General features: G+C 71.1%; 19 protein-coding genes. 10 read left to right on the top strand and 9 right to left on the bottom strand.

The features are described 5' to 3' along the window. Positions 1 to 128: 128 nt before the first annotated feature. Positions 129 to 992, bottom strand: coding sequence for a class I SAM-dependent methyltransferase (locus tag B0675_RS25320; protein WP_081221408.1), 864 nt, complete (start codon positions 990 to 992; stop codon positions 129 to 131). Beyond that, positions 989 to 2,140, bottom strand: a complete 1,152-nt coding sequence (locus tag B0675_RS25315) for a winged helix DNA-binding domain-containing protein (RefSeq protein ID WP_081221405.1) — start codon at positions 2,138 to 2,140, stop codon at positions 989 to 991. Before B0675_RS25315 ends, B0675_RS25320 begins: the two co-directional genes overlap by 4 nt. Before the next feature lie 140 nt (positions 2,141 to 2,280). Here B0675_RS25315 and B0675_RS25310 point away from each other — a divergent pair, with 140 nt between their 5' ends. From B0675_RS25310 to B0675_RS25295, 4 genes are all read left to right on the top strand, one after another. Beyond that, a complete protein-coding gene (locus B0675_RS25310; RefSeq protein WP_081221402.1) occupies positions 2,281 to 2,811 on the top strand; it encodes a GNAT family protein in 531 nt (176 codons plus the stop codon). Positions 2,812 to 2,980: 169 nt separating this feature from the next. Next, positions 2,981 to 4,720, top strand: a complete 1,740-nt coding sequence (locus B0675_RS25305) for a RecQ family ATP-dependent DNA helicase (protein ID WP_081221400.1) — start codon at positions 2,981 to 2,983, stop codon at positions 4,718 to 4,720. Between the two features lie 290 nt (positions 4,721 to 5,010). Beyond that, positions 5,011 to 5,532: an SMI1/KNR4 family protein gene (locus B0675_RS25300; RefSeq protein WP_347109828.1), complete on the top strand. Its 522-nt coding sequence runs from the start codon at positions 5,011 to 5,013 to the stop codon at positions 5,530 to 5,532. 93 nt (positions 5,533 to 5,625) lie between these two features. Further along, positions 5,626 to 5,898, top strand: a complete 273-nt coding sequence (locus B0675_RS25295) for a DUF3253 domain-containing protein (RefSeq protein ID WP_081221399.1) — start codon at positions 5,626 to 5,628, stop codon at positions 5,896 to 5,898. Positions 5,899 to 5,978: 80 nt separating this feature from the next. Here B0675_RS25295 and B0675_RS25290 read toward each other — a convergent pair whose 3' ends face one another. After that, complete coding sequence (locus B0675_RS25290; RefSeq protein ID WP_081221398.1) at positions 5,979 to 6,287, bottom strand: hypothetical protein; 309 nt, start codon at positions 6,285 to 6,287, stop codon at positions 5,979 to 5,981. A gap of 202 nt (positions 6,288 to 6,489) precedes the next feature. On the opposite strand from B0675_RS25290, the gene B0675_RS25285 reads away from it, so the two are divergent. From B0675_RS25285 to B0675_RS25275, 3 genes are all read left to right on the top strand, one after another. Further along, complete coding sequence (locus B0675_RS25285; RefSeq protein ID WP_067385923.1) at positions 6,490 to 6,660, top strand: hydrophobic protein; 171 nt, start codon at positions 6,490 to 6,492, stop codon at positions 6,658 to 6,660. Between the two features lie 236 nt (positions 6,661 to 6,896). After that, positions 6,897 to 7,250: a PRC-barrel domain-containing protein gene (locus B0675_RS25280; protein ID WP_081221397.1), complete on the top strand. Its 354-nt coding sequence runs from the start codon at positions 6,897 to 6,899 to the stop codon at positions 7,248 to 7,250. A 169-nt stretch (positions 7,251 to 7,419) separates the two neighbouring features. Beyond that, a complete protein-coding gene (locus B0675_RS25275; RefSeq protein WP_241539874.1) occupies positions 7,420 to 7,899 on the top strand; it encodes an ANTAR domain-containing protein in 480 nt (159 codons plus the stop codon). 19 nt (positions 7,900 to 7,918) lie between these two features. On the opposite strand, the gene B0675_RS25270 is transcribed toward B0675_RS25275, so the two are convergent. Further along, a complete protein-coding gene (locus B0675_RS25270) occupies positions 7,919 to 9,082 on the bottom strand; it encodes a serine/threonine-protein kinase (protein ID WP_081221395.1) in 1,164 nt (387 codons plus the stop codon). A 398-nt stretch (positions 9,083 to 9,480) separates the two neighbouring features. On the opposite strand from B0675_RS25270, the gene B0675_RS25265 reads away from it, so the two are divergent. Both B0675_RS25265 and B0675_RS25260 read left to right on the top strand, forming a co-directional pair. Further along, positions 9,481 to 10,638, top strand: a complete 1,158-nt coding sequence (locus B0675_RS25265; RefSeq protein WP_081221394.1) for a S1 family peptidase — start codon at positions 9,481 to 9,483, stop codon at positions 10,636 to 10,638. A 217-nt stretch (positions 10,639 to 10,855) separates the two neighbouring features. Beyond that, a complete protein-coding gene (locus tag B0675_RS25260) occupies positions 10,856 to 11,686 on the top strand; it encodes an aldo/keto reductase (RefSeq protein WP_081221391.1) in 831 nt (276 codons plus the stop codon). 157 nt (positions 11,687 to 11,843) lie between these two features. Here B0675_RS25260 and B0675_RS25255 read toward each other — a convergent pair whose 3' ends face one another. From B0675_RS25255 to B0675_RS25245, 3 genes are all read right to left on the bottom strand, one after another. After that, a complete protein-coding gene (locus tag B0675_RS25255; protein WP_081221389.1) occupies positions 11,844 to 14,777 on the bottom strand; it encodes an amino acid ABC transporter substrate-binding protein in 2,934 nt (977 codons plus the stop codon). A 204-nt stretch (positions 14,778 to 14,981) separates the two neighbouring features. Beyond that, on the bottom strand, positions 14,982 to 15,890 hold the full coding sequence (locus B0675_RS25250; protein WP_081221386.1) for a glycoside hydrolase family 16 protein: 909 nt from the start codon (positions 15,888 to 15,890) through the stop codon (positions 14,982 to 14,984). A gap of 284 nt (positions 15,891 to 16,174) precedes the next feature. Continuing rightward, positions 16,175 to 17,611 carry a lipase family protein gene (locus B0675_RS25245; protein WP_081221384.1) on the bottom strand — a complete coding sequence of 479 codons (1,437 nt, stop codon included), beginning with the start codon at positions 17,609 to 17,611 and terminating at the stop codon, positions 16,175 to 16,177. A gap of 766 nt (positions 17,612 to 18,377) precedes the next feature. On the opposite strand from B0675_RS25245, the gene B0675_RS25240 reads away from it, so the two are divergent. After that, complete coding sequence (locus B0675_RS25240; RefSeq protein WP_081221381.1) at positions 18,378 to 19,604, top strand: chitinase; 1,227 nt, start codon at positions 18,378 to 18,380, stop codon at positions 19,602 to 19,604. A 234-nt stretch (positions 19,605 to 19,838) separates the two neighbouring features. On the opposite strand, the gene B0675_RS25235 is transcribed toward B0675_RS25240, so the two are convergent. Together B0675_RS25235 and B0675_RS41460 are read right to left on the bottom strand one after the other, a co-directional pair. Next, on the bottom strand, positions 19,839 to 20,186 hold the full coding sequence (locus tag B0675_RS25235) for a DUF1330 domain-containing protein (protein WP_081221379.1): 348 nt from the start codon (positions 20,184 to 20,186) through the stop codon (positions 19,839 to 19,841). A 195-nt stretch (positions 20,187 to 20,381) separates the two neighbouring features. Beyond that, complete coding sequence (locus tag B0675_RS41460) at positions 20,382 to 20,810, bottom strand: SgcJ/EcaC family oxidoreductase (RefSeq protein WP_179165365.1); 429 nt, start codon at positions 20,808 to 20,810, stop codon at positions 20,382 to 20,384. Positions 20,811 to 20,915: the final 105 nt, after the last annotated feature.

The raw sequence follows: 20,915 nt of genomic DNA, 5'->3' as shown, positions 1-20,915 counted from the left end.
CGGCACTTCACGAACGCGCCTCGTGACGACCGTCCGCTCAGGGCCGGCGCGCGGTCATCGGGACCCGAGGACCTGCGGACACCAGCTGTCGCCGTGCTCCCGTCGGGTCGTCCCCTCGACCCGGCGCGTCAGCGGCTCTCGGCGACGGCGACACGGCCCGACCGCAGGGACGTCCGCCCTTGGGGCGGGATGCCATGGGCGTGGGCGAGGTCGAGGAGGTTGTCGTCGGACAGCACGCGCAGGCCGTACTCGTCGAGCAGCGCGGCCAGTTGCTCCGGTCGCCACAGCGAGCGCCACGGTTCGCCGGAGGTGATGGAACTGCCGAGGAAGCGGGTCAGGAGCCGGCCTGCGGCCGCTCTCGTCGACGGACTCTGGTAGTTGACGACGAGTACGCTGCCGGGGGCCGTCCGGGCGGCGAGGGCGGCCACGGTGGCGCGTACCTCGTCGCGTGTGAGGTACGGGACCACGCCCTCCCACAGCCATGCCGTCGGGGTCGACGGGTCGTGGCCCGCGCCGTCGAGGGCCACCCCGAGGTCGTCGAGCGCGAAGTCGACCGGCGTGAAGCGCACGGACCGGGACACGGCCGACTGTTCGGCGGGCAGGCGGTCAAGCTTGTCCTGCTGGGAGGCCGGATGGTCGACCTCCCAGACGTCGGTCCGCGCGAGCTCCGACAGACGCCAGGCCCGTGTGTCCAGACCGGCGCCGAGGATCACGAGCTGGTCCCCCGCGTGTGCGCGCAGCGCCTCGTCGATCGCCACCGTGCGGGGCACGACCACCTCGGCGCAGGCCCGCACGCCCTCGTACGCCGCGCGCTCCCGCCAGCCCGTCGGCGGAGTGTTCGCGCGCACCTGCTCCACGGGGGTGCGTTCCTCGGCCCGCAGCAGCCGTACCGCCACCGGATCAGCGAACCGACCCGTCCCCGCTCTCCCGTCGGCCGCCGCCCGCCCCTGGCAGACGAGCACCGCCGTCCGGCTCGCCGCGCGCTCGCTCATGGCGTCACCCTTACCGTCGTACCGTGGCCCTCGACCGCGGAGAAGCCCTTGTCCCACCAGTGTCCGTACCGTCGGTAGACCGTCGGATCGCGGTCGGCGAGAAAGGCCGTCAGCCGCTCGGCCTCCTCCGTCAGACTGCGCCACGCGGCCTTGCCGATGGTGCGGAAGGCGGTCAGTTCCAGTCCGCCGTCGGTCGCCCGCCACACTCCCGCGACCTCGCCGTCGACGAGCAGACAGGGCAGTACGTCTCCGTTGCGCCGCACGACCAGGGGTCGGTATTCCAGGGGCATGAGCCGCCCGGGTACGGCGTGGGACAGGAGCGTGCTGTCCCACATCGGCAGCAGGCGCGGCGGGGCCGGCGTGTCCTCGGCCGGCAGGGTGGCCCCGTCCAGGTCGAACAGGGCCGCGCGGCCGGGGCCGGGAAGCCGCACCAACTGGTCGGAGAGCTGCTGCAGAGCCCGGGAGATCACGGGGCGTGTCAGCAGGGTGAAGCGGGCGAAGTCCTGCGCGGAGGCGGGGCCGAAGGCCCGCAGGTAGGAGAACAGCAACTGCCGGACTCCTTCGTCCGGGTCCTGGGGTGCGGCTCGGGAAGCGGTCCGGGCGGCGCGGTAGGTGTTCGGCTGTTTGAACGACCAGGTGCCGTCCGTCGGTACGTGGTGGACGGGCGCGAACGTGCGCAGTGCCCACCACATGCGGTGCGCGTGTTCGCCGAACCGCTCCTTCAGGTGGTTCTCCACCTCCGCGCCGGTGCGGGGGAGCCGCAGGTGGTCGGCGAGTTCCGTGAGCAGCGCGTCGGCGTCGTCCGCTGTCAGGCCTGTCGCGGTGAAGCGGCGGTCGTACAGCCGGGAGGCACGCAGGGTGCTCAGCATGGCGGCCCGGAAGGCGTCGTAGTCCTCGGCGTGGACGGCGTGCAGGGTGATCCGCAGGAGGGTCGCCTTCACGATCCGGCGATCCGCGAACGCCGCGTCGAGGTCCTCGGGTCTGAAGCCCTCCAGGCGGTTCCACAGGGCGACATAGGGCGATGCCGGAGTCTGCGCCTGGAGTGCGCAGACCCGGCGCACCGCGTCGGCGACGTCGAGGCGCTGCCGTTCGAGCAGGAGCTGACGGTCCAGGGTGGCCAGGGCGAGCTGCCGCGCGGTCGGAGTCACCCCCGGATTATGGCGCGACTGCTCCACGCCACCGCCGCGGGTCCCGTGGCGGCGCAGCGCGGCGGCGCCCCGACGAGCCGGGACCGGCCGACCTGGGACCGTGCGACGTCCCGCACCTGCCGCCTCGTACGCTGGTGACCATGCCGCTTCATGATCACATTCACCTGCGCCCCGTCACCGAGACGGACCTCGACCAGCTCGAACGCCTTCACGAAGACCCCGCCGAGGCCGGCGACCACGGCTTCTTCGGGTTCCGCAACCCTGGGCAGCTCCGACGCCGGTGGGCCGACGGTTTCCTGTCCGCCGAAGGCGGCCGGCTGGTGATCGCCGGAGACGACGAGCGGTTCGTCGGTGAGGTGCAGTGGCACGAAGTCATGCAGGGGCCGGCGTCGCCCTGCTGGAACATCGGCATCTCCCTGCTCACGGCCGAACGCGGCCGGGGCTACGGCAAGGAGGCTCAGCGGCAGCTGGCCGCCTACCTGTTCGACCACACCAAGGTGAACAGGGTCGAGGCAAGCACCGAACTCACGAACATCGCCGAGCAGCGTGCTCTGGAGGGCGCGGGCTTCACCCGTGAGGGAGTCCTCCGCGGAGCGTGTTTCCGGGCCGGCGCATGGCGCGACATGGTCCTGTACGCGGTCGTGCGATCGGACATCGCGCCGCAGGGGTGACGCGCCGCCGGGGCGGAGCGACCCGGCGAGCCCACGCTGGCGCCGGAGAAGCGTCGCACCGTGCCCTCCGAGGACACGGAACGGCAACTCTCCGCGCCCGGGCTGTTTTCCGTCGCGGCCGGGGGTACCCGGGCGGCGAGCCCCACTGGAGAGCAGCGTCAGGAGTGCCATGCGGATCAAGGTCGGTTACTTCAGGAACCGGTCCCTCACGAGACGTCTGCGCCGGTGCGCCCGTGAGGTCTTCGGCTGGGAGCGGCTGCGGCCCTCCCAACTCGCCGCCATGACTGCCGTGATGGAGGGGCGCGACACCATCGTCGTGATGCCGACGGGCGCGGGGAAGTCTGCTGTGTACCAGGTACCGGGCGTGCTGCTGGAGGGGCCGACCGTCGTCGTCTCCCCCTTGATCGCGCTCCAGCGGGACCAGGTCGCCGCGCTCGCCCGGATCGAGGGCTCCGACGCCTCGGCGGTCAACTCCGCCCAGCGTGCGCGGGACAACGAAGCCGTGTGGGAGCGCGTTCGCGAAGGCAGCCTGGACTTCCTGTTCGTCTCGCCCGAGCAGCTCGCCAAGGACGAGGTGGTCGAGCAGATAGCCGCCGCCTCACCCGCGCTGATGGTGGTCGACGAGGCGCACTGCGTGTCGTCGTGGGGGTACGACTTCCGGCCCGACTACCTGTCCCTGTCCCACGTACGCGAGCGCATCGGCCGGCCGCCGCTCCTCGCCCTGACCGCCAGTGCGGCTGCCCCCGTGCGGGCCGACATCGTCGAGCGGCTCGGCATGCGCGACGCGCACGAGGTGGTCGCGGGGTTCGACCGCCGCAACATCACGCTGGAGGTCGTACGGCACCGGGAGAACGCCGGCAAGCGCCAGTGGGTGGTGGAGCGGGCCGCGGCCGAGGCCAAACCTGGCCTCGTCTACGTGGGGACGCGGCGCGAGGCCGAGCAGTACGCGGAGGAGCTGTCGGCGCTCGGATTCGACAGTTCCCCGTACCACGCGGGGCTCTCCGCGGCCGAGCGCTCCCGGACGCACGACCGCTTCCAGGAGGGCGAAATCGATGTCGTGGTCGCCACCTCCGCGTTCGGGATGGGCATCGACAAGCCGAACATCCGCTTCGTGCTGCACGCCTCCGTGCCGGGTTCCCTCGACTCCTACTACCAGGAGATCGGCCGGGCGGGCCGCGACGGAAAGCCGTCGACGGCGATCCTCGCGTACCGGCCCGAGGACCTCGGTGTGCAGCGGTTCCGGACGGGCGCCCACCCCGACCCGGAGGTTCTGGGCGGGCTGATCGACGCGGTGCGCGAGCAGCAGGGGCCGGTCACGGCGACGGCCCTGCGGGAACGCACGGGGCTGTCGCAGACACCGCTCACGTCGATGCTGCACCTCCTGGAGGAGGCGGGAGCGGTGACGACGGAGAAGCGCGGTGGCGTCCGGGCCGTTCCCGGGGCGCGGCGGGACGTCTGCGTCCGCGAGGCGGTACGGATCGCCACCGCGCGTGTCGACCTGGAGCGTTCACGGGTGGAGATGATGCGGGCGTACGCGGAGACGAACGGCTGTCGCCGGCGCCACATGCTCGGGTACTTCGGTGAGACGCTCGCGGAGGGCGACTGCGCGGGCTGCGACACGTGCGCCCGCACACAGGAGTTGAAGGAAACCCCCGTCCGAACGGGGGACATCCTCTCCGGCACGGGCCCCGACCCGCTGGAACCCGAGGCGGCCGGGACCGCCGACAGCGACTTTCCGCCGGGCATGAAGGTGGGACACAGCACCTGGGGCGAGGGCCAGGTGATGAGCGAGGAGGGCAACAGGATCACGGTCCTGTTCGAGAGCGTGGGCTATCGAACCCTGTCCCTCCCGGCCGTCCAGGCCCGCGGCCTGCTGACACCGGTGTCGTCCGCGACGACTAAGGGCTGACGCCGGTTCGGGTCGGCGGGGCCAGACGGCCGGACGGCCTCACTCAGGTCGACGTACGGTTCTCAGAGCGCCCAGCGATCGGTGCGTCCGGTCCCGCCGCGTGGTTGGACGATCCTCCCCAATAGGACCGGTCGGCATCATGACCACGTACGTGTCCTGACGGATCTTTCGCGTCTACCCTCACCTGTGTGGCGACCGATTGGACAGAGATAGACCAGCGCATCGCTCGGGGGCGACGCTCGGGCGAGTGCGGCCGCCCGCCCGCGGGGCGGATCGCTTCCCCGCCGCCGTTGTCCGAAGCAGAGATCTGCGAAGCGGAAGCAGAGCTAGGCATCAGGTTTCCGGGCCAGTACCGAGCGTATTTGCTCCGCCGGAGTGCCGGGGGCACGGTGAACCGGCTCTACCGATCCGCGGTGGGTTGGGGCTGGTACGGGGACTCGTCGACCAACTACGACCTGCTCACCACCGACTTCGCGCCTCCCGACTCCTACCGTGCCTACAAGGATGACCTGGACGCGCGCGAGCCGCGGACGCAGGACTTCGCGGACCACGATGCCTACCGAGCGGCGTGGGGGCAGTGGGACGCCGAGTACGGGGTGTTCCAGGAGCGCATGACCTCGGGCGCAGTGTTCATCCAGGACAACGGATGTGGCTTCTCGACCCTGCTCGTTGTCAGCGGTCCGCTCAGGGGCTCACTGTGGTTCGACGGCCGAGCCACCTGTGACCAGATCCTTCCTCTGAACCTGAGCGGTCAGCCGGTGTCGTTCATGGACTGGCTCGCTCACCGGTCCATGGATCTGGTCGGCTGGTGAATGCGGCGACGCCGACACCCGACGAGCCTGGTCACGTAGGCCGTGAGAACTCTAGGTCAGGCCCCCTGCCGCCTCCGCTGCGATACTGGTGGAGTGCCGCACGACGAGCAGACGACGGACCGGCGCCTGGAGCGAGTCATCCTGGAGTTGTTGGATGGCCGTGCCCCGGGCGCGACCATCTGTCCCTCCGACGCCGCGCGGGCGGTGTACGCAGGCGAGGACGACGGGTGGCGTGCGCTCATGGAGCCGGTTCGGCACGCGGCCCGGCGGCTCGTCGCGGCCGGCGAGGTGGAGATCACCCAGGGCGGCCGTCCCGTCGAGCCGGCGAAGGCCCGCGGCCCCATCCGTCTCCGCCGCTGCCGCTGACCCACCGGACGCGGCACGACACCCCCCCGTGCGGTGAAGCGAGGGCGCCCGCGGTCGACGCCGTGTGCCCGGTTCATGAGTCAGTCGAGCGCGGCCAGGCCCTCGCGCCATCGCGCCCGGCGCTCCCCGTCGCTCTGCTCCCACCACGGCGTGCCGCGCTCCCCCAGGGCCACCTTGGACCGGTGCACACGCGTGCGTGCCGCCCGTTCGGCTTCGGGGTCTTCCGCACGCCGGGCGGCAGCGACGGCGCGGCGGGCCGCCATGAGATGCGAACGGAGGCGCGCCGCGGCGTCCTCGGGGATCTGTGGGTCCGTCGCCCGCCAGCGCCGACCACCGACGACGACGTAGCGCCCGTCAGGGGTGCGGTCCGGTCCCGTGTCGGCTGTCACCGAAAGAACCCTGCCAGAGAGCCGCCGGCGCTTCCATTCGACAGCGCCCGTATGAGCGATCGACGGATGTCAGCAATCCGGTGGGCGACCACGTTCGCGCCTCCGTAGCCCCGAACAGAGTTTTCAAACCCGGAACTTCCACCGGTTCCGCGGGAATGGAGATCGAATCGCCGGGCACACGAGGCTCCGGAGGTCGATAACTATGGTTCCTATTCTTCTTGTTCTTCTGCTCGCCCTGATCCTTTTCGGTGCCGGTTTCGCGCTCAAGGCGCTCTGGTGGATCGCCGTGATCGTCCTGATCGTGTGGGTCCTGGGCTTCGTGATCCGTCCGACGGCGAGCGGCGGCAAGCGTGGCCGCTGGTACCGCTGGTAGACAGCCCGAACAGCACGCACACGCGCATCATGGGTGGGGCCCGACGCCACGGCGTCGGGCCCCACCCATGTCCGTCCCGGCGGCAACAGACAAAAAAGTGACGACGCATGTGTGAGACCAAAGCACATGGGCACTCGGCTTTCTGAACGAACGTCACCGAATTCGATGACGCCTAAAGAGCCACCACAGTCCAGCTGTGAGCAGGCAACGAATTTCGATGAGGGAGCGGTACTTTTATGAGTGACAACATCTGGGGCTACCAGCCGACCACCGGCTACACCGCGGGCACCGACCTGACCGGATTCAAGGTCGAGGCCACCGATGGCAGCATCGGCAAGGTCGACAAGCACTCGGACGAGGTCGACTCCTCCTACCTCGTCGTCGACACCGGCGTATGGATCTTCGGCAAGCACGTCCTCCTGCCCGCCGGGACCGTGCAGTCCGTCGACCTGGAAGAGCACAAGATCTTCGTGGCGCTCACCAAGGCCCAGATCAAGGACTCACCCGAGTTCGACAAGGACAAGCACGTCGGCGACGCCGGCTACCACGAGCAGGTCGGCGGCTACTACCAGACGCAGCGCGGCATCTGACCGCGACGACAGCCCGCAGCGGGGGCCCGCCGGAGACACTCCGGCGGGCCCCCGCTCGGCTGTGCCCGGAGGTACGGGCTCGGCCCCTCCCCGCCTTCGTACGGCCGAACCAGCCGGAGTGCGCCGGTTCGTGGGGATTGCGACGCCGATCCGGGGCACACGAACCGTGATGAATGATCAGCCGACCCCCACCAGAGCGATGGCGTTCTTCGCGATCTCCAGGTCCGATCCCCTGCGCCTGCTGTCCACCACGGACCTGGTGCAGGAGAACGACAGGCTCAACGAGGAGCGCACCCACCTCCATCGGGCCGTGTCCTCGCACGCCACCGTGGATCAGGCCATCGGTGCCCTGCTGGTCCTCGGCCGTATCGGCCCGGAGGACAGCTGGGACGTGCTGCGCGAGACCTCCCAGCACACCAACCGCAAACTGCACGTCATCGCGGACGAGGTCCTCGCCTTCGGCCGGGGCGGCACACTCCCGGACGACATACGCGTCGCACTGGAGGCCGCGCTGGCGAAGCGGCAGCCGGCGAAGGCGGAATCCCCGTCGACCGGGTCCGGGACGAACCCGGAGGGGGCCGACTCGGCCCGGACGGACCCAGGCGGAGCATCGCAGGACGCGCGCCGACAGGAACCGTCGTCGACCTGACCGGACCGCGTCCGGACCGCTACGGCGCCGCGTCCGTGGGGGACGAGCTGACCGTGCCGTCCGAACCGGACCCGGGTGTCTCCGCGGAGCTGCTGTCGGGCGAGAACAAGGCCACGCCCACGAGCACCGCGAGGACGAAGACCACCGCTCCCGCGGCGGCGCCCACCGCTCGTGGCCGCTGGGTGAGGAGTTCACTCACGCCGGAACGTCTGCGTCTGCGTGAGCGACGGGCCCCCGCCGCCTCCCGGGTGACGGTCGCCCCGTGGGAGGGCGCGGCCGACGGGAGGGCGTACGTGGTCGCGGGGCCCGCGACTCCGAGGTCGGGCCTGCTGCGGCGTTGCGCCGGCCGTACGGCCGGAAGGGGTTCGGGACGCCCTTGCCAGGCGCCGGTGCTGTACCAGGACGCCGCCTGCTGCGCGGTCGGACGGTCGTCGGGCTGCTTCGCCAGGAGACCGAGGAGGTAGTTCTCGAACGCGGGCGGCAGCTCTGCGCCGAGTTCCCGGGGCGGGGTCGGGGCGGTGTCGAGGTGGTGGTGGAGGATCGCGACGGCACTGGCGGCCTGGAAGGGCGGCCGCCCGGTGAGGAGTTGATAGAGGACGCAGCCGAGGGAGTACATGTCGGACGGTGGTCCCGCGGTCTTCCCGAGCGCCCGCTCCGGGGCCAGGTACAGGCTGGTGCCGACGATCTGTCCGGTCGCGGTGAGGCCGCCGGCCGGGTCGTCCATGAACCGGGCGATCCCGAAGTCGCCGATCTTGACGCTCCCGTCGGCGTCCAGCATCAGATTGCCCGGCTTGATGTCCCGGTGCACGATGCCCTGTTGATGCGCGGCGGCGAGCCCGGCGGCGGCCTGCGCGGCGATCCGCGCCACCCGCTCGGCGGGAAGGGTGCCGCTGGTGGCGAGGACGTGGGAAAGGCTGTCGCCCTCGATCAGTTCCATCACCAGGAAGAGCCGGTCCTCGAACGAGCCGAAGTCCAGGACTCCCACCACATGAGGATGGTTCAGCCGTCCCGCGGTCTGCGCCTCCAGGCGGAACCGGGCCGCGGCGGTCGGGTCGGCATCCTGGGAGAGCAGCAGCTTGACCGCGACGGGCCGTCCGATCATCTCGTCCTGCGCCCGCCACACCTCCCCCATCGCGCCCCGACCGAGAGTGGTGTGCAGCCGATACCGCCCCGCTATCAGCACGTGTACTTCATCCTCACGCCGTAGAGATCCGTCCGTCGCCGCGAGCCGTTGCAGAGCCGGTCCGTACAGCCGACCGGGGCGTCGCAGCAGGGTGAGCCTACTGCCAACGCGGCCGTGGTCAGGCGGCGTTCGGCCTCGGCCCGGCATCGCCGCCCAAGATCGCGGGGAACCGGTCCGCGAAGCGTCCGAATCCGATCGGGTGTGACGCAGGACGTCCGGCCGGGACGTGCTCCGAAAGATCGTTCTCGTGGCGCCGCGACCTGATCCCAAAGAGCGGTCATGCATTGGCATGGACCTGCTCAACCTCATTGACTATTCTCGACCTCGCACCTCTGAGAGCGCTCTCTCATGCCCTTCGCCCCACTCACCGACCATCGGATCGACGAAAGGCAACTCCCTTGAGACGCACAACAGTTCTGCGCACCGCTGTGTCCGCGGGCCTGCTCGTCAGTGCCGCCACCGTCGGACTCACCCAGACCGCCGCCGCCGACGCACCCCTCACCACCCCCACCGCAACCCGGGCCCCCGCCTCCTCCGCGCTGCTCTCGGCGATGCAGCGCGACCTCGGACTCACCGAGAAGCAGGCGACCACCCGGCTCTCCCAGGAGACCACCGCACGCTCCGTCGAGCGCACCGCCCGGACCAGGGCCGGCAGTTCGTACGGGGGCTCGTGGTTCGACGTGAAGAGCGGCCGGCTCGTCGTCGCGCTGACCACGATGGCCGCGCGTGAGGCCGTCGAGTCGACCGGCGCGCGGGTCACCCTCGTCAAGCACAGTGAGCGGCAGCTCGACGCCACGATGAAGCGCCTCGACACGCTCGACGCACCGGCCGGCGTGAGCAGTTGGCACGTGGACCCCAGGTCCAGCACCGTCGTCGTGAACGTGGTCTCCCCCCACAAGGATGACAACGATGTCCGGGCCTTCGTGGCGCAGGCCCGCAAGGCCGGTCCCGTGACGGTCCGACAGACCGGCTCGGCGCCGAGCACCTTCGCCGCGGGCACGGTGGGCGGCGACCCGTACTACACGGGCAACGTCCGCTGTTCCATAGGCTTCTCCGTGTACGGCGGCTTCGTCACCGCCGGGCACTGCGGCCAGGCGGGCGCCGGTGTCAGCGGCTGGGACCACAGCTACATCGGCAACTTCCAGGGCTCCTCGTTCCCGGACAACGACTACGCCTGGGTCAACGTGGGCAGCGGCTGGTGGACGGTCCCCGTCGTCCTCGGCTGGGGCACCGTCTCCGACCAGCTCGTCCGCGGTTCCGGCGAGGCTCCCATCGGCGCGTCGATCTGCCGCTCCGGCTCCACCTCGCACTGGCACTGCGGCAACGTCCTCGCCAAGAACGAGACGGTCAACTACAGCCAGGGCGCCGTGCACCAGATGACCAAGACGAGCGTCTGCGCCGAACCCGGCGACTCGGGCGGCTCGTTCATCAGCGGCGACCAGGCCCAGGGCGTCACCTCCGGCGGCTGGGGCAACTGCAGCAGCGGCGGCGAGACCTGGTACCAGCCCATCAACGAGATCCTGAACCGCTACGGACTCACGCTCCACACGGCCTGACCCCCGCACGCCGGCATGCTCGCGCCGGTCCGCCTTCGTCAGGCGGGCCGGTGCGGGTGCCCGGTCGGCGGGTTCGACGGAATCGGTCGATTCGGGTACGGGTACCGGGACGGGCCGGGAGGCTGACGGGGAGCGACGCACCGGGAGCCCGCGTCGCCCCGGCGACGGCACCCGTGCACCATGGGTCGGTACCCGTCATCGATCCGAAAGGCTCCCCGTGATCAGCATCCCGGCCCTCACCGCCCATGACGGAACGACGATCCCCGCTGTCGGTCTGGGCACCTGGCCGATGGACGACGCCCAGGCCGAGCAGGCCGTGAGCGGCGCCCTCGGCGTCGGCTACCGCCTCATCGACACGGCGACGAACTACCGCAACGAGACCGGCACCGGCCGGGGCGTCGCCCGCGGTGGCGTCCCGCGCGAGGAGGTCGTCGTCACCACGAAACTCCCCGGCCGGCATCACGGCTACGACGAGACGCTCGCCTCCTTCGAGGAGTCCCGGAGCCGCCTCGGACTCGACTACGTCGACCTGTACCTCATCCACTGGCCCCTGCCGCGCGTGGACAAGTACGTCGACTCCTGGAAGGCCATGATCAAGCTGCGCGAGCAGGGCCTCGTACGGTCGATCGGCGTCTCGAACTTCACCGCGGAACACCTCGGCCGGCTGGAGACCGAGACCGGGGTCCTCCCGGCGGTGAACCAGATCGAGCTTCACCCCTACCTCCCCCAGGACGAACTCCGCGCCTTCCACGCGGACAAGGGCATCATCACCGAGAGCTGGAGCCCCCTGGGCCGCGGCTCCAGCCTGCTGGAGGACCCGGCCCTCGGGAAGATCGCCGAGACGCACGGCGTGACACCCGGGCAGGTCGTACTGCGCTGGCACACCCAACTCGGGGCCGTACCCATTCCGAAGTCCGCCGACCCCGGCCGCCAGCGGGCGAACCTGGACATCTTCGGCTTCGAGCTGACCCCCGAGGAACTGGCGACCGTCTCCGATCATCCGCGCCGTCGTCTGGGCGGAGACCCGGAGACGCACGAGGAGTTCTGATCCGGGGCGGACGCGGCGGTCGGAACGTGTACTCAGGTTCGGGGAGGGGAGGTGGGGGACGGGCTGCCCACGGTGGAGGGGGTGGTCGACGCCGACCGATGCGGCGATGCCGCTGCCCGAGCAGTTCCGGCGGCCGGCCGACTTCCTGGTCCGTTGGTCAGTCGTCCTCCGGGCAGAGGAACGTCCCGTCGGGGCCCCAGCGCGTGATCACGTCGGCCTTCGCGGTGACCGCTCCGCACGTCAGGTCGGTGCGCTTGCGGCCGTCCGCGGTGATCTCGCGGATGTCGATCTCCTTGTCCACCGGGTACTTGTGGCCCTTGCCGATCGTCATGATCCCCGACTCCCCCACGAAGTCGGCGACACCGGTGGACTGGAGGAAGGTGACGACGGCGCTGGGGGTGAACTCGGGGTCGGTGACGGAGATCTCGTTCATCACCTTGAAGTAGACCTTCACCGCGTCGTATCCGGCGGCCGCGTCGCTGTCCGAGGAGGCGTTGAAGGACTGCCGGAAGCTGCCGGCGAACGAGCCCTGCGGGTCGGGCACGCTGAACTGGCTGTAGAAGAGGCTCAGGGAGCCGTAGTTGCGGGGCATCAGTTCCGGGTGCAGGACGAGGTCCGGTGCCGGACTCTCCGCGAGGACGGCGACCCGGCCCTGGTGGGTGCGGCATTCCTTGTCGCTCTGGAGGTAGTAGAAGAGGTCGTGCATGACGCCGGAGCGTCCGGCGTAGAGGACGAATCCGTCCGTCTTGCGGATCAGGGTGCAGATGTTCGCGGCAACGGCCGGTGTCTGACTGTCGTTGCCCGTCTCGCTGTACGGCACCGGGTACACCGCCCCGTCGTGGCTGTAGGCGTCGGTGAACCTCTTCTTGAAGTCGGCACTGAAGTAGTGGTCCCGGGGGTCGAAGACCACGACGGCGGCCGGCGCGGTGTGCCCCGGGTCGATCTTCGTCAGGGCGGCCAGTTGGGGCGAGTGCCGGGCGAAGGCCGCCATGACGCGGGCGATCCGCGCGTCGGGGGGCGAGAGCTGGAAGTACGACACCGGGGAGTCGCCCTCCACCATGGGCTGGCCGGAGACGCCGGTGCCGATGACGGTGACGCCCTTGGCATCGAGTTCGGCCGCTGCCTGGAGGGACTCCGGTCGGCTCTGGGTGAGGCCGATGACACCGGCGATGTGGTCACGGTGGATCCTGTCGACGATCATGGCGGACACGTCGACACCGCTGTGGTTCGTCGTGTTGAGTCCGCCGTGCGAGCCGAAGGCGAAGTACTCCCCCGCGTTGGCCACGAGCAGCCGGACCGGCATCTGCGACTTGAGGATCAGCTCGTTGACCTGTTTCTGCGCGAGCAGCGCACCGCGCAGCATCTGGAATCCGGTGGGGACGGTGCGGCGGGACGCGGAGCCGACACTCAGCGGGGCGAAGAACACCAGCGTGCGGTAGGGCTTGGTCCGGTCGACCTTCGCGTTCTGTTCGCCCAACGTGTGCTCCAGCGACCGCAGTTCGGGTGCGTAGAGGCCGTGGGCGAGGTCGCAGTGGTCGGCCCCGTCGGTGATGCCGACGCGTTCGCCGGTGCTGACGTGCCGGCACGAGGGGTTGGGCGTAGAGGGCGTGGCGCGGGACTGTGTCGCGTCGGGGCGCAGCGCCTGGAACAGTCCGGTGGCGATCAGCGCCGCCACGGCCACGGCGGCGACGACCGGGCGCAGCCAGTCGGCGGCCCGCCGGTCGCGGGAGCGCACGGTCCGTTGGACGGCGAGCCGTTCTGCGGTCGTTCCGTTGTCGGGAACGCGGGACAGCGGCACCAGTCGTACGGCGTCGACGGGCCGTCCGGCGGCACCCGCGGCGAGCAGGGAGGCCACCGCCTGCGCGGTGGAGCCGGTGTCGAGGTGGCGGCTGCCCTGGACGGGGACGGTGTGCCGCGGCAGGGGGACGGCGTACGGCGGAAGGTCCGCCGTGGCGGCGCCCAGGACGAGCAGCGGGCATGTCCCGAGGTCCTCGGCCACCGCGGCGAAGGAGTTGAGGAGTTTGCGGCTCGGGGAGTCGTCGCCGCCGACCGTCGGCAGCAGCAGGACGAAGGGCCAGCGCCGCCTGGGCCTGCGGGCACTCCAGATCGGCGGGCGGGCGGCGCGGGCGAGGTCGTGGACGAGGGCGGTCAGCAGTACCTGTCGGACCACGGCCTCGTCGCGGGCCGAGACGGCGGACGCCGCGTACAGCGCGGACGCCGCCGCCGGAGTGGCGTCGGCGGGTGCCTCCCGGCCGGCGCGTTCCTGTGCTCTGGAGCGCAGGTGGGCGTCGCGCAGGGACATGGCGGAGTTGAGGAAGCTGCGCCCCGGTTCGTCGAGCATCGCGCCCACCCAGCGGAAGCGGGTTCCGCGGTCGACGCGCAGGCCGTACGACCACCGCCACAGCCAGGCCAGCGGTGTCGTCACCACCTTCGTGATCGCCGTCCACTGGCGGGGGCCGAGTTCTTCGCCGAGGCGCGTGACCTCGGCGGCGAATCCGAACTTCCAGGCGTACTTGTCGTAGATCCGGTCCCGCAGTGCCCGTCGTTCGTCCGTCACGTCGCCCGGGGCGACGTCGGCGCGCAGGACCGACAGGCAGGCGTCGAACTCGGGGAGCCGGAGGGTGCCGGAGCCGTCGGGCATGGTGGCGCGGAACTGTCGTGCGACCCGGTCCAGCAGGCGTACGTGGGGCCCGTCGCTGCCCGGGTCGTCCTCGCCGGGGCGTTCGCCGGCGAGCAGTTCCTCGTCGACGAGCGCGTGCGGGGCGAGGCTCGCGAGGTGGCCCGTCTCGCCGGTGCCGAGGCGGAGCAGGCGTTGGTGGTAGAGGGTGACCAGGGCCGACAGTGCAGGGTCGGGGAGGCCGCGGCCGGTGTCGTCGGGCGTGGCAGTGGCCGCGGTCGCCGCCATGACGCCCGGTTCGGCGGTCGCTTCGCGGGCGAGCAGCAGGGCGGGGAAGCGGTGTCTCGACGTGCGCCGCCCGGTCGGTGTCCCGGCCTGCCGGTCGGCGACGTGGCGGTCGATCACTCGGACGATGTCGTCGAAACCGCTGGGAAGGACGAGATCGTACTCGTCCGTCCGGTGGGATTGCGGCACGTGGGGCCTCCCCGTTCCTGAGAAACAGGAGGCGAGCCTAGAAATAGTCGGCTGAATTCAAGGCGCTTTTCCCTAAATGGGCACACATTGAGCGAATACGTCCGCTTGTCTTTCGGATGGGGCGCACCCGGGCGGACGGGCGGGGCCGTCGTCGGCGCGGCCGTGGAGGCGTCTCGGGCCCTGTCGCCGTAGACGCGAGGGCGGTCATCTCCATCCGTACGCGTAGGCGGCGACCCAGGTCACGTCGAGTTCCGCGCTGCTGCCGGGGGCCGCGCCGGGGCCTTCGAGGGCGCTCTCGTTCTGCAGCACCCAGGAGAGGGGGCCGGAGGGAACTCCTCGGGTGTCCTCGCCGATCCGGCGGCCGTCGACGAAGAACCGCACGCGCCCGGGTGTCCACTCCGTCGACACGGTGTGCCACTCGGTCCAGTCGGCGCCGCTGGGGAAGTAGCCCTGTTCTCCCCCGCCGCAGGGATGGTGGAAGGCGGTGATGCCACCCGTCCACTCCCCCTCGGGATGGTCCATTTCGCAGCCGTCGCCGTAATGCAGCCAGGCGGACTTGTATCCGGGGGCCACCTTCGTCACCTTGATGCGCGCGCTGTACTTGCCGTACGCCATCTGCATCACGGCACGCGGCACGAGCGCCGCAGCGTGTACGGGGCCGCCGTCCTCGGGGCGCCACATGCGGATGTGCATCATCCCGTCGCCGTGTTCACCGGGGCCCACGCTCACGGTGTCCTCCGGGTGGTAGGTGCCGACGACGCTCCTGTCCCGGTCGTTCGCCGTGTCCTGCCAACCGGTGGGGTAGGCCCACCAGTTGTCGCGGTACGAGCCCTTGAGTCCACCGCAGTACGCGGCGGAGGTGTCGGCGTGGTGGTCGCAGTCGCTGAAGGATCCGAGCGGCACCCGGTCGCCGTTGAAGTCCTCCGCGAGGACCTGCCAGAACGGGCCGCAGTCGCCGTGCGGCAGGGCGTTTCCGGTGCTGCGGCAGGCGTCCGTGGGACGGGGTGCGCCGTCGGCGCCGGGGACCCAGAAGAGGGCGCCGGCCAGGAGGACGAGACCGAGCGGCATCAGCAGGGCGCGCCTGCGCCGGCCGGGTGCCGCGTGTGAGCCCATCGCATGTCCCCTTCGGTCCTCGCCGCGCGAGCGTCGCCGCCGCGCCTTCCGGGCTGTCGTCCACGGGGCGACAGCGGGAGCGGACTCCTGCGCGTCCCACGCGCGGGGGCATCCTCGCGTCACGGGAGGGGCCGCACCACCCCGTGGACCGCCCGTGATGCGGAGGTCCGCGCTCCGCCGCGGCGGGGGCAGAGGCGGCGGCGCGTGCGGAGCAGACGACCCGAGGACCCCGGCGGCTCTGACGCCGTCCGGGGTCCAGGATCCGGGGTCCGAGGTCGTGCCGCTCAGGGTTGCAGGGGCATCGACCAGCAGTTGGAGGTGGCGCGCTTCCCGGAGAGACGGTCGGTGAGCCAGGAGATGGCGTCGCCCTGGTCGGTGAGGAGGGGGACGAGGTGGTTGGTGAGCAGCCCGTCGCCGAGGTTGGGCAGGTTCACGGCGTCGTACGTGATCGTGGCGCCCTTTCGGCACCAGTCGACGGCGAGTTGGCGCGCCTGGGCGTGCGGCACGATGTCGTCCTGGATGCCGGTGGCCACGCGTACCGGGCTGGTCGGCTTCAGCTTGCCGATGCGCTGGTCGTCGAGGACCTTCTGGAGTGCCGGGGTCTCGGCGACGATGGCGCTGATGGACTTACCGTCGGTCGTCCACGACGAGCTCTTCTTGAACGCGTATCCGAAGATCGAGTCGCCGACGCACATGGTGGACAGGTCGGAGAGCGCTGCCTTGCCCGCGGCGTTGATGTGGGCGTCGGCGAAGGCCTTCAGTTCAGGGTCGGACTGCAGGAAGCCGTTGAGGGACCAGCCCAGGGCGCCGGCGAGGGCGCTGCCGTCGATGCCCTTGATCACCTCGGTGAGGTTGGCGGGCGGCGCCCCCGAGTAGGTGCCGGCGAGGGTGATGTCCGGAGCGTAGGAGGGCTGGAGTTCGGCGGCGGAGGCGCTGGCGCCGCCACCCTGGCTGTAGCCGAACAGGCCGACGGGTGAGGCGGTGGTGACGGACGCGCCGGTGAGGTTGCGTGCGGCGCGGACGGCGTCGAGCAGCGCGTGGCCGCCGTCGAGGCGGTTGACGTAGGTGTGGAGCCGGTCGGTCGCGCCGAGTCCGACGTAGTCGGTGACGACCACCGCCGTGCCGGCTGCGAGGAGGCGGTAGATCGACAGGTCCTCGTAACCGATCGACACCGTCTCGCCGTTGAGGGTGATCGGGTGCTGGAGGCCCAGGGAGGCGGCGCACTGGTCGCCCTGCCCCATGGTGCCGGGTGCGACGGCGACCACCGGTCGTGGGCCGCCGCCCTTCCAGGCGGCCGAGGGTTCGATGTAGGCGCCGGTCACCGCGATGGGTTCGCCGTTCGAGTCGGTGGACTTGTACATCAGGCGGGTCGCCGTGCCGGGCAAGGGGCCGTTGAGGCCGGGCAGGCTGAGGGCGAGCGGGAGGGGTTCGCTGCGCACGATCGCGCCGTTGGCCTCCGGCAGGGCGGTGGGCGGGTCGTAGAACGCGGGGATCGTCACCCCGCGGGACACGGTGCCGGCCGCGCCGGTGGCGGCTGTGGCGGGGAGCGCCTGGACGGCGAGGCAGGCGCAGACGGCGAGGGCCGTCGCGAGGAGCCGGCCGCCCCGGGGCGCGGTGGATCCGGTGCGGGACTCGGTCGACGGCCCTTCCAGGCCTGGCTGTCGGGCGGACGTCGAACGGGGTGCGTTCTCGGGGCCGTGGGGTCGGTGGGGTCGTTCCATGCGGCTCACTCCCTGCTTCCTCGAAGGGGGTCGGTGATGCGGGCGTGCGAGGTCAACGGCTCGACGCACGGACCCGCTTGGGGAGCCGACCGGGGCCGCCGCCGTGGGGATACGACGTGTGGATCCGGTCGGGGTGGAGCAGGGCGGCCCCCGGTACGGGGACGGCTCGGGATGGTGAAGGGGAACCGCGGCATGCCCCGGCCCGGGCAGGGGATGCGGTCCGGCACAGGACGTGCGCCGCCGCGCACGCGTCGTCGGCCGGGCGACGCGTGCGGGAGCGCCCGTCCGCACAGGGTGCGGCGCCGGGCGAGACATGCCATGAGGTGCTGTGCACGGCGGAGCCCCGGTGCTCGTGGCTGCGGCTGCGCCGTCCCGTGCTGTGCCTCTTGGTCGGGTGGTGCGCTGTTCGCATGCGTGTGACCAGGAAGGACGGACGTCGAAGTCCCGTGCGAAGCCCGTTAGTTACTCCGGAGTCACATCAGGAGAGTAGGAGCGGATGTCACTCAGTGACAAGATGTCTGCGCACGCGTTTTCCCGGGTGGCCCCGCACGGTCGCGGATCGCATCGAACGCCGGACACCGCCAACTCGGCGCATAGGCGGCCGCATTGACCCCATGCGCACCCCGAGGAGCGCGACGCACAGGCCCTTGAGTAAAGAGATTGCATGGTCTAGTCCAAAGACCTATCTGGTCTAGTCCAACTCATTGACGTGATCGCGACAGTGGCCGGAAGCTATGGCCACTCCCCCACCCCTTCTGGAGGCACCGTGAGACGTCTTCGCGCATGTCTGGGCGCGGCAGCAGCCGTCAGCCTGGCCGCAGTCGGCACGACCGCGCTGGTCGCGGGCAACGCCTCGGGCGCGACCACCGCGCTCAGCAACCGCTGGTACGCCGCCGCCCCCTACCTGATGCCGACGGACAACGAGCCGCCGGACGCGGGCGCCATCATGGACGCCACGGGCCTCAAGGCGTTCCAGCTCGCCTTCATCCTCGCTCCCAACGGCGGCGGCTGCTCGCCGACGTGGGGCGGCACGTCGGCGGTCTCCTCGGACACCGCCGTGCAGTCGGTCATCAACGGCATCCGCTCCAAGGGCGGTGACGTCTCCGTCTCCATCGGCGGGTACGGCGGCACCAAGCTCGGCCAGGCCTGCTCGGACGCGGCCTCCACCGCGGCGGCGTACCAGCAGGTCATCACCAAGTACGGCCTGCACGCCATCGACTTCGACCTGGAGGAGCCGGAGTACGAGAACACGGCGGCCATCAAGAACGAGATCGGCGCCGCCAAGATCCTCCAGCAGAACAACCCCGGACTGTACGTCTCCGTCACCACGGCCGGCACGGCGGACGGCACCGGCTGGTTCGGCAAGCAGATGCTGCTGGAAGCGAAGTCGCAGGGCTTCACGCCGAACAACTTCTCCATCATGCCGTTCGACGGCGGGTTCAACGGCGCCGCGTCGCAGACCAGCGCGCTCGCCAACTTCAACACGATCCTCCAGTCCACCTTCGGCTGGGACCAGTCGACCGCGTACGCCCACGAGGGCTTCTCGGGCATGAACGGCCGCAGCGACACCGGCGAGTACTTCTCGCAGGCCGACTTCCAGACCGTGCTGGACTTCGCCACCAGTCACAACATGGACCGCTTCACCTTCTGGTCGCTCAACCGCGACCGCCAGTGCTCGCCCGCCGACAACGGCGGCCGTACGTCGGGCACCTGCTCCAGCGTGGCCCAGAACTCCTGGGACTTCGCCAAGTACTCGGTGAAGTTCGCGGGAGCGACCCCGCCCACCGGCACGCCCACCCCGACGCCCACGCCGACCCCGACGCCCACGCCGCCGAGCGGCGCGTGCAAGACGGCGTGGAGTTCGTCCGCGGTGTACACCGCCGGCAACGAGGCCTCGTACAACCATCACAACTGGAAAGCCAAGTGGTGGACCCAGAACGAGGCACCCGGTGCCTCCGACTGGGGTCCGTGGCAGGACGAGGGCGCCTGCTGACCCGTCACGTCCGGTCCGGCTCCGGACGGGGTGCCCGTCTCCATCGGGCCCCGCGTCCGGAGCCGCCCGGCCCAGGCCTCCCCGCCTGAGCGCGCCGACGCGCGCACGACGGAAGGGACGGCGTCACCCGTGGTTCCGGGGACGCCGTCCCTTCCGTCGCGCCAGGTCCGCACCGACCACCGGCCGGGCGACGACGGTGCGTGGCCGCCGTGTCCGTGCCCCGGCCGGTGCCGCCTACCCGGCCGACAGCGCCTCCCGCATCGACTTCGCCGTGACCGCCGGGTCGTACCCCTCGGGGACACCCGGGACGAGGACGATGTCCCCCTCGATGTGCCGCGAGCGCAGCGGAGCGATCTCCCGGTACGCCGGGGACTCCCACCAGGCGCGCGCCTCGGCCATGCCGGGGAAACCGATCACCACGACATGACCGGGCCATCCGCCCTCCAAGACCTCGTGCTGCGCGCCGTGCACGAGGAACCCGCCGCCGTAGGGCTCGAAGGTGGCGCCGATCCGCTCGATGTAGGCCGCGATCTCGGGGTGCGGTTCGGCTTCGCGCAGGTGGGCTATGGCGTACGCGGTCATGGTGGCGTCCTTCCGGCCGATCGGGCTCCGTCGGGAACGACGATGCCAGTCGCGCGACGTGGGGGCGATTACCCGACAGGTAAGGCCCAGGGGAAGGGCGGTGGAACCGGCGGGGCAGGACCGTTCGGGGAGGGCCCGCGGCCGGTGGGCCCGGGTACACGGGCCCACCGGCCGGATGCCGGCGTGGTCGCCGGTTCAGGCCTGGTGAGCCGGGCAGCCGTGGAAGCCCCTCACCCACCAGGCGCCGTCCGACGCGGAGAGCACCCAGCTGTCCAGGGCGTGCGACTCCTCGCGCGGTTCGTCCTCCCCGGCGAGGACCACGGACCTCGTGCAGATCACGAGCGCCGTGTCCTCACCGGGGAAGCGGACGCTCTGGACCTCGTTGAGCGCCCGGGAGCCCTTGAGCGGGCCCGCGAACGCGGCCGCCATGGCGGTCCGCAGCTCCTCCCGGTCGTGCCGGAACGTGCCGGGAAGCAGGACGGTCGCGTCGGGGGCGTACGGCTCCACGAACGCGTCCGCGTCGTTCGCCGCCCAAGCGGCACAGACGGCGTCGATGACGGCGCGGACCGCGCGATCGGCCTCCCGGATCGCCGACGGAACGGTGAGGGCCTCGGTGCTGGTCATGGTCTTCCCTTTCGCCGTGAACGTGTTCGGCAGTACGGACCGGGCAGGTCGGTGAAAGGAATCGGGGGACGGGGACGTCCCGGAGTTGGCCTCGGTCGAGCGAGG

The organism is Streptomyces sp. M41(2017) (assembly GCF_002078175.1).
Taxonomy (GTDB): Bacteria; Actinomycetota; Actinomycetes; order Streptomycetales; family Streptomycetaceae; genus Streptomyces.
This window is presented reverse-complemented; position numbering and strand designations above follow the sequence as displayed.

Bases quoted from the DNA above. Each gene is read 5' to 3' on its own strand.
- B0675_RS25320 (WP_081221408.1), bottom strand. From the start codon at position 992: ATGAGCGAGCGCGCGGCGAGCCGGACGGCGGTGCTCGTCTGCCAGGGG.
- B0675_RS25310 (WP_081221402.1), top strand. From the start codon at position 2,281: ATGCCGCTTCATGATCACATTCACCTGCGCCCCGTCACCGAGACGGAC.
- B0675_RS25305 (WP_081221400.1), top strand. From the start codon at position 2,981: ATGCGGATCAAGGTCGGTTACTTCAGGAACCGGTCCCTCACGAGACGT.
- B0675_RS25285 (WP_067385923.1), top strand. From the start codon at position 6,490: ATGGTTCCTATTCTTCTTGTTCTTCTGCTCGCCCTGATCCTTTTCGGT.
- B0675_RS25280 (WP_081221397.1), top strand. From the start codon at position 6,897: ATGAGTGACAACATCTGGGGCTACCAGCCGACCACCGGCTACACCGCG.
- B0675_RS25275 (WP_241539874.1), top strand. From the start codon at position 7,420: ATGAATGATCAGCCGACCCCCACCAGAGCGATGGCGTTCTTCGCGATC.
- B0675_RS25250 (WP_081221386.1), bottom strand. From the start codon at position 15,890: ATGGGCTCACACGCGGCACCCGGCCGGCGCAGGCGCGCCCTGCTGATG.
- B0675_RS25245 (WP_081221384.1), bottom strand. From the start codon at position 17,611: ATGGAACGACCCCACCGACCCCACGGCCCCGAGAACGCACCCCGTTCG.
- B0675_RS25235 (WP_081221379.1), bottom strand. From the start codon at position 20,186: ATGACCGCGTACGCCATAGCCCACCTGCGCGAAGCCGAACCGCACCCC.
- B0675_RS41460 (WP_179165365.1), bottom strand. From the start codon at position 20,810: ATGACCAGCACCGAGGCCCTCACCGTTCCGTCGGCGATCCGGGAGGCC.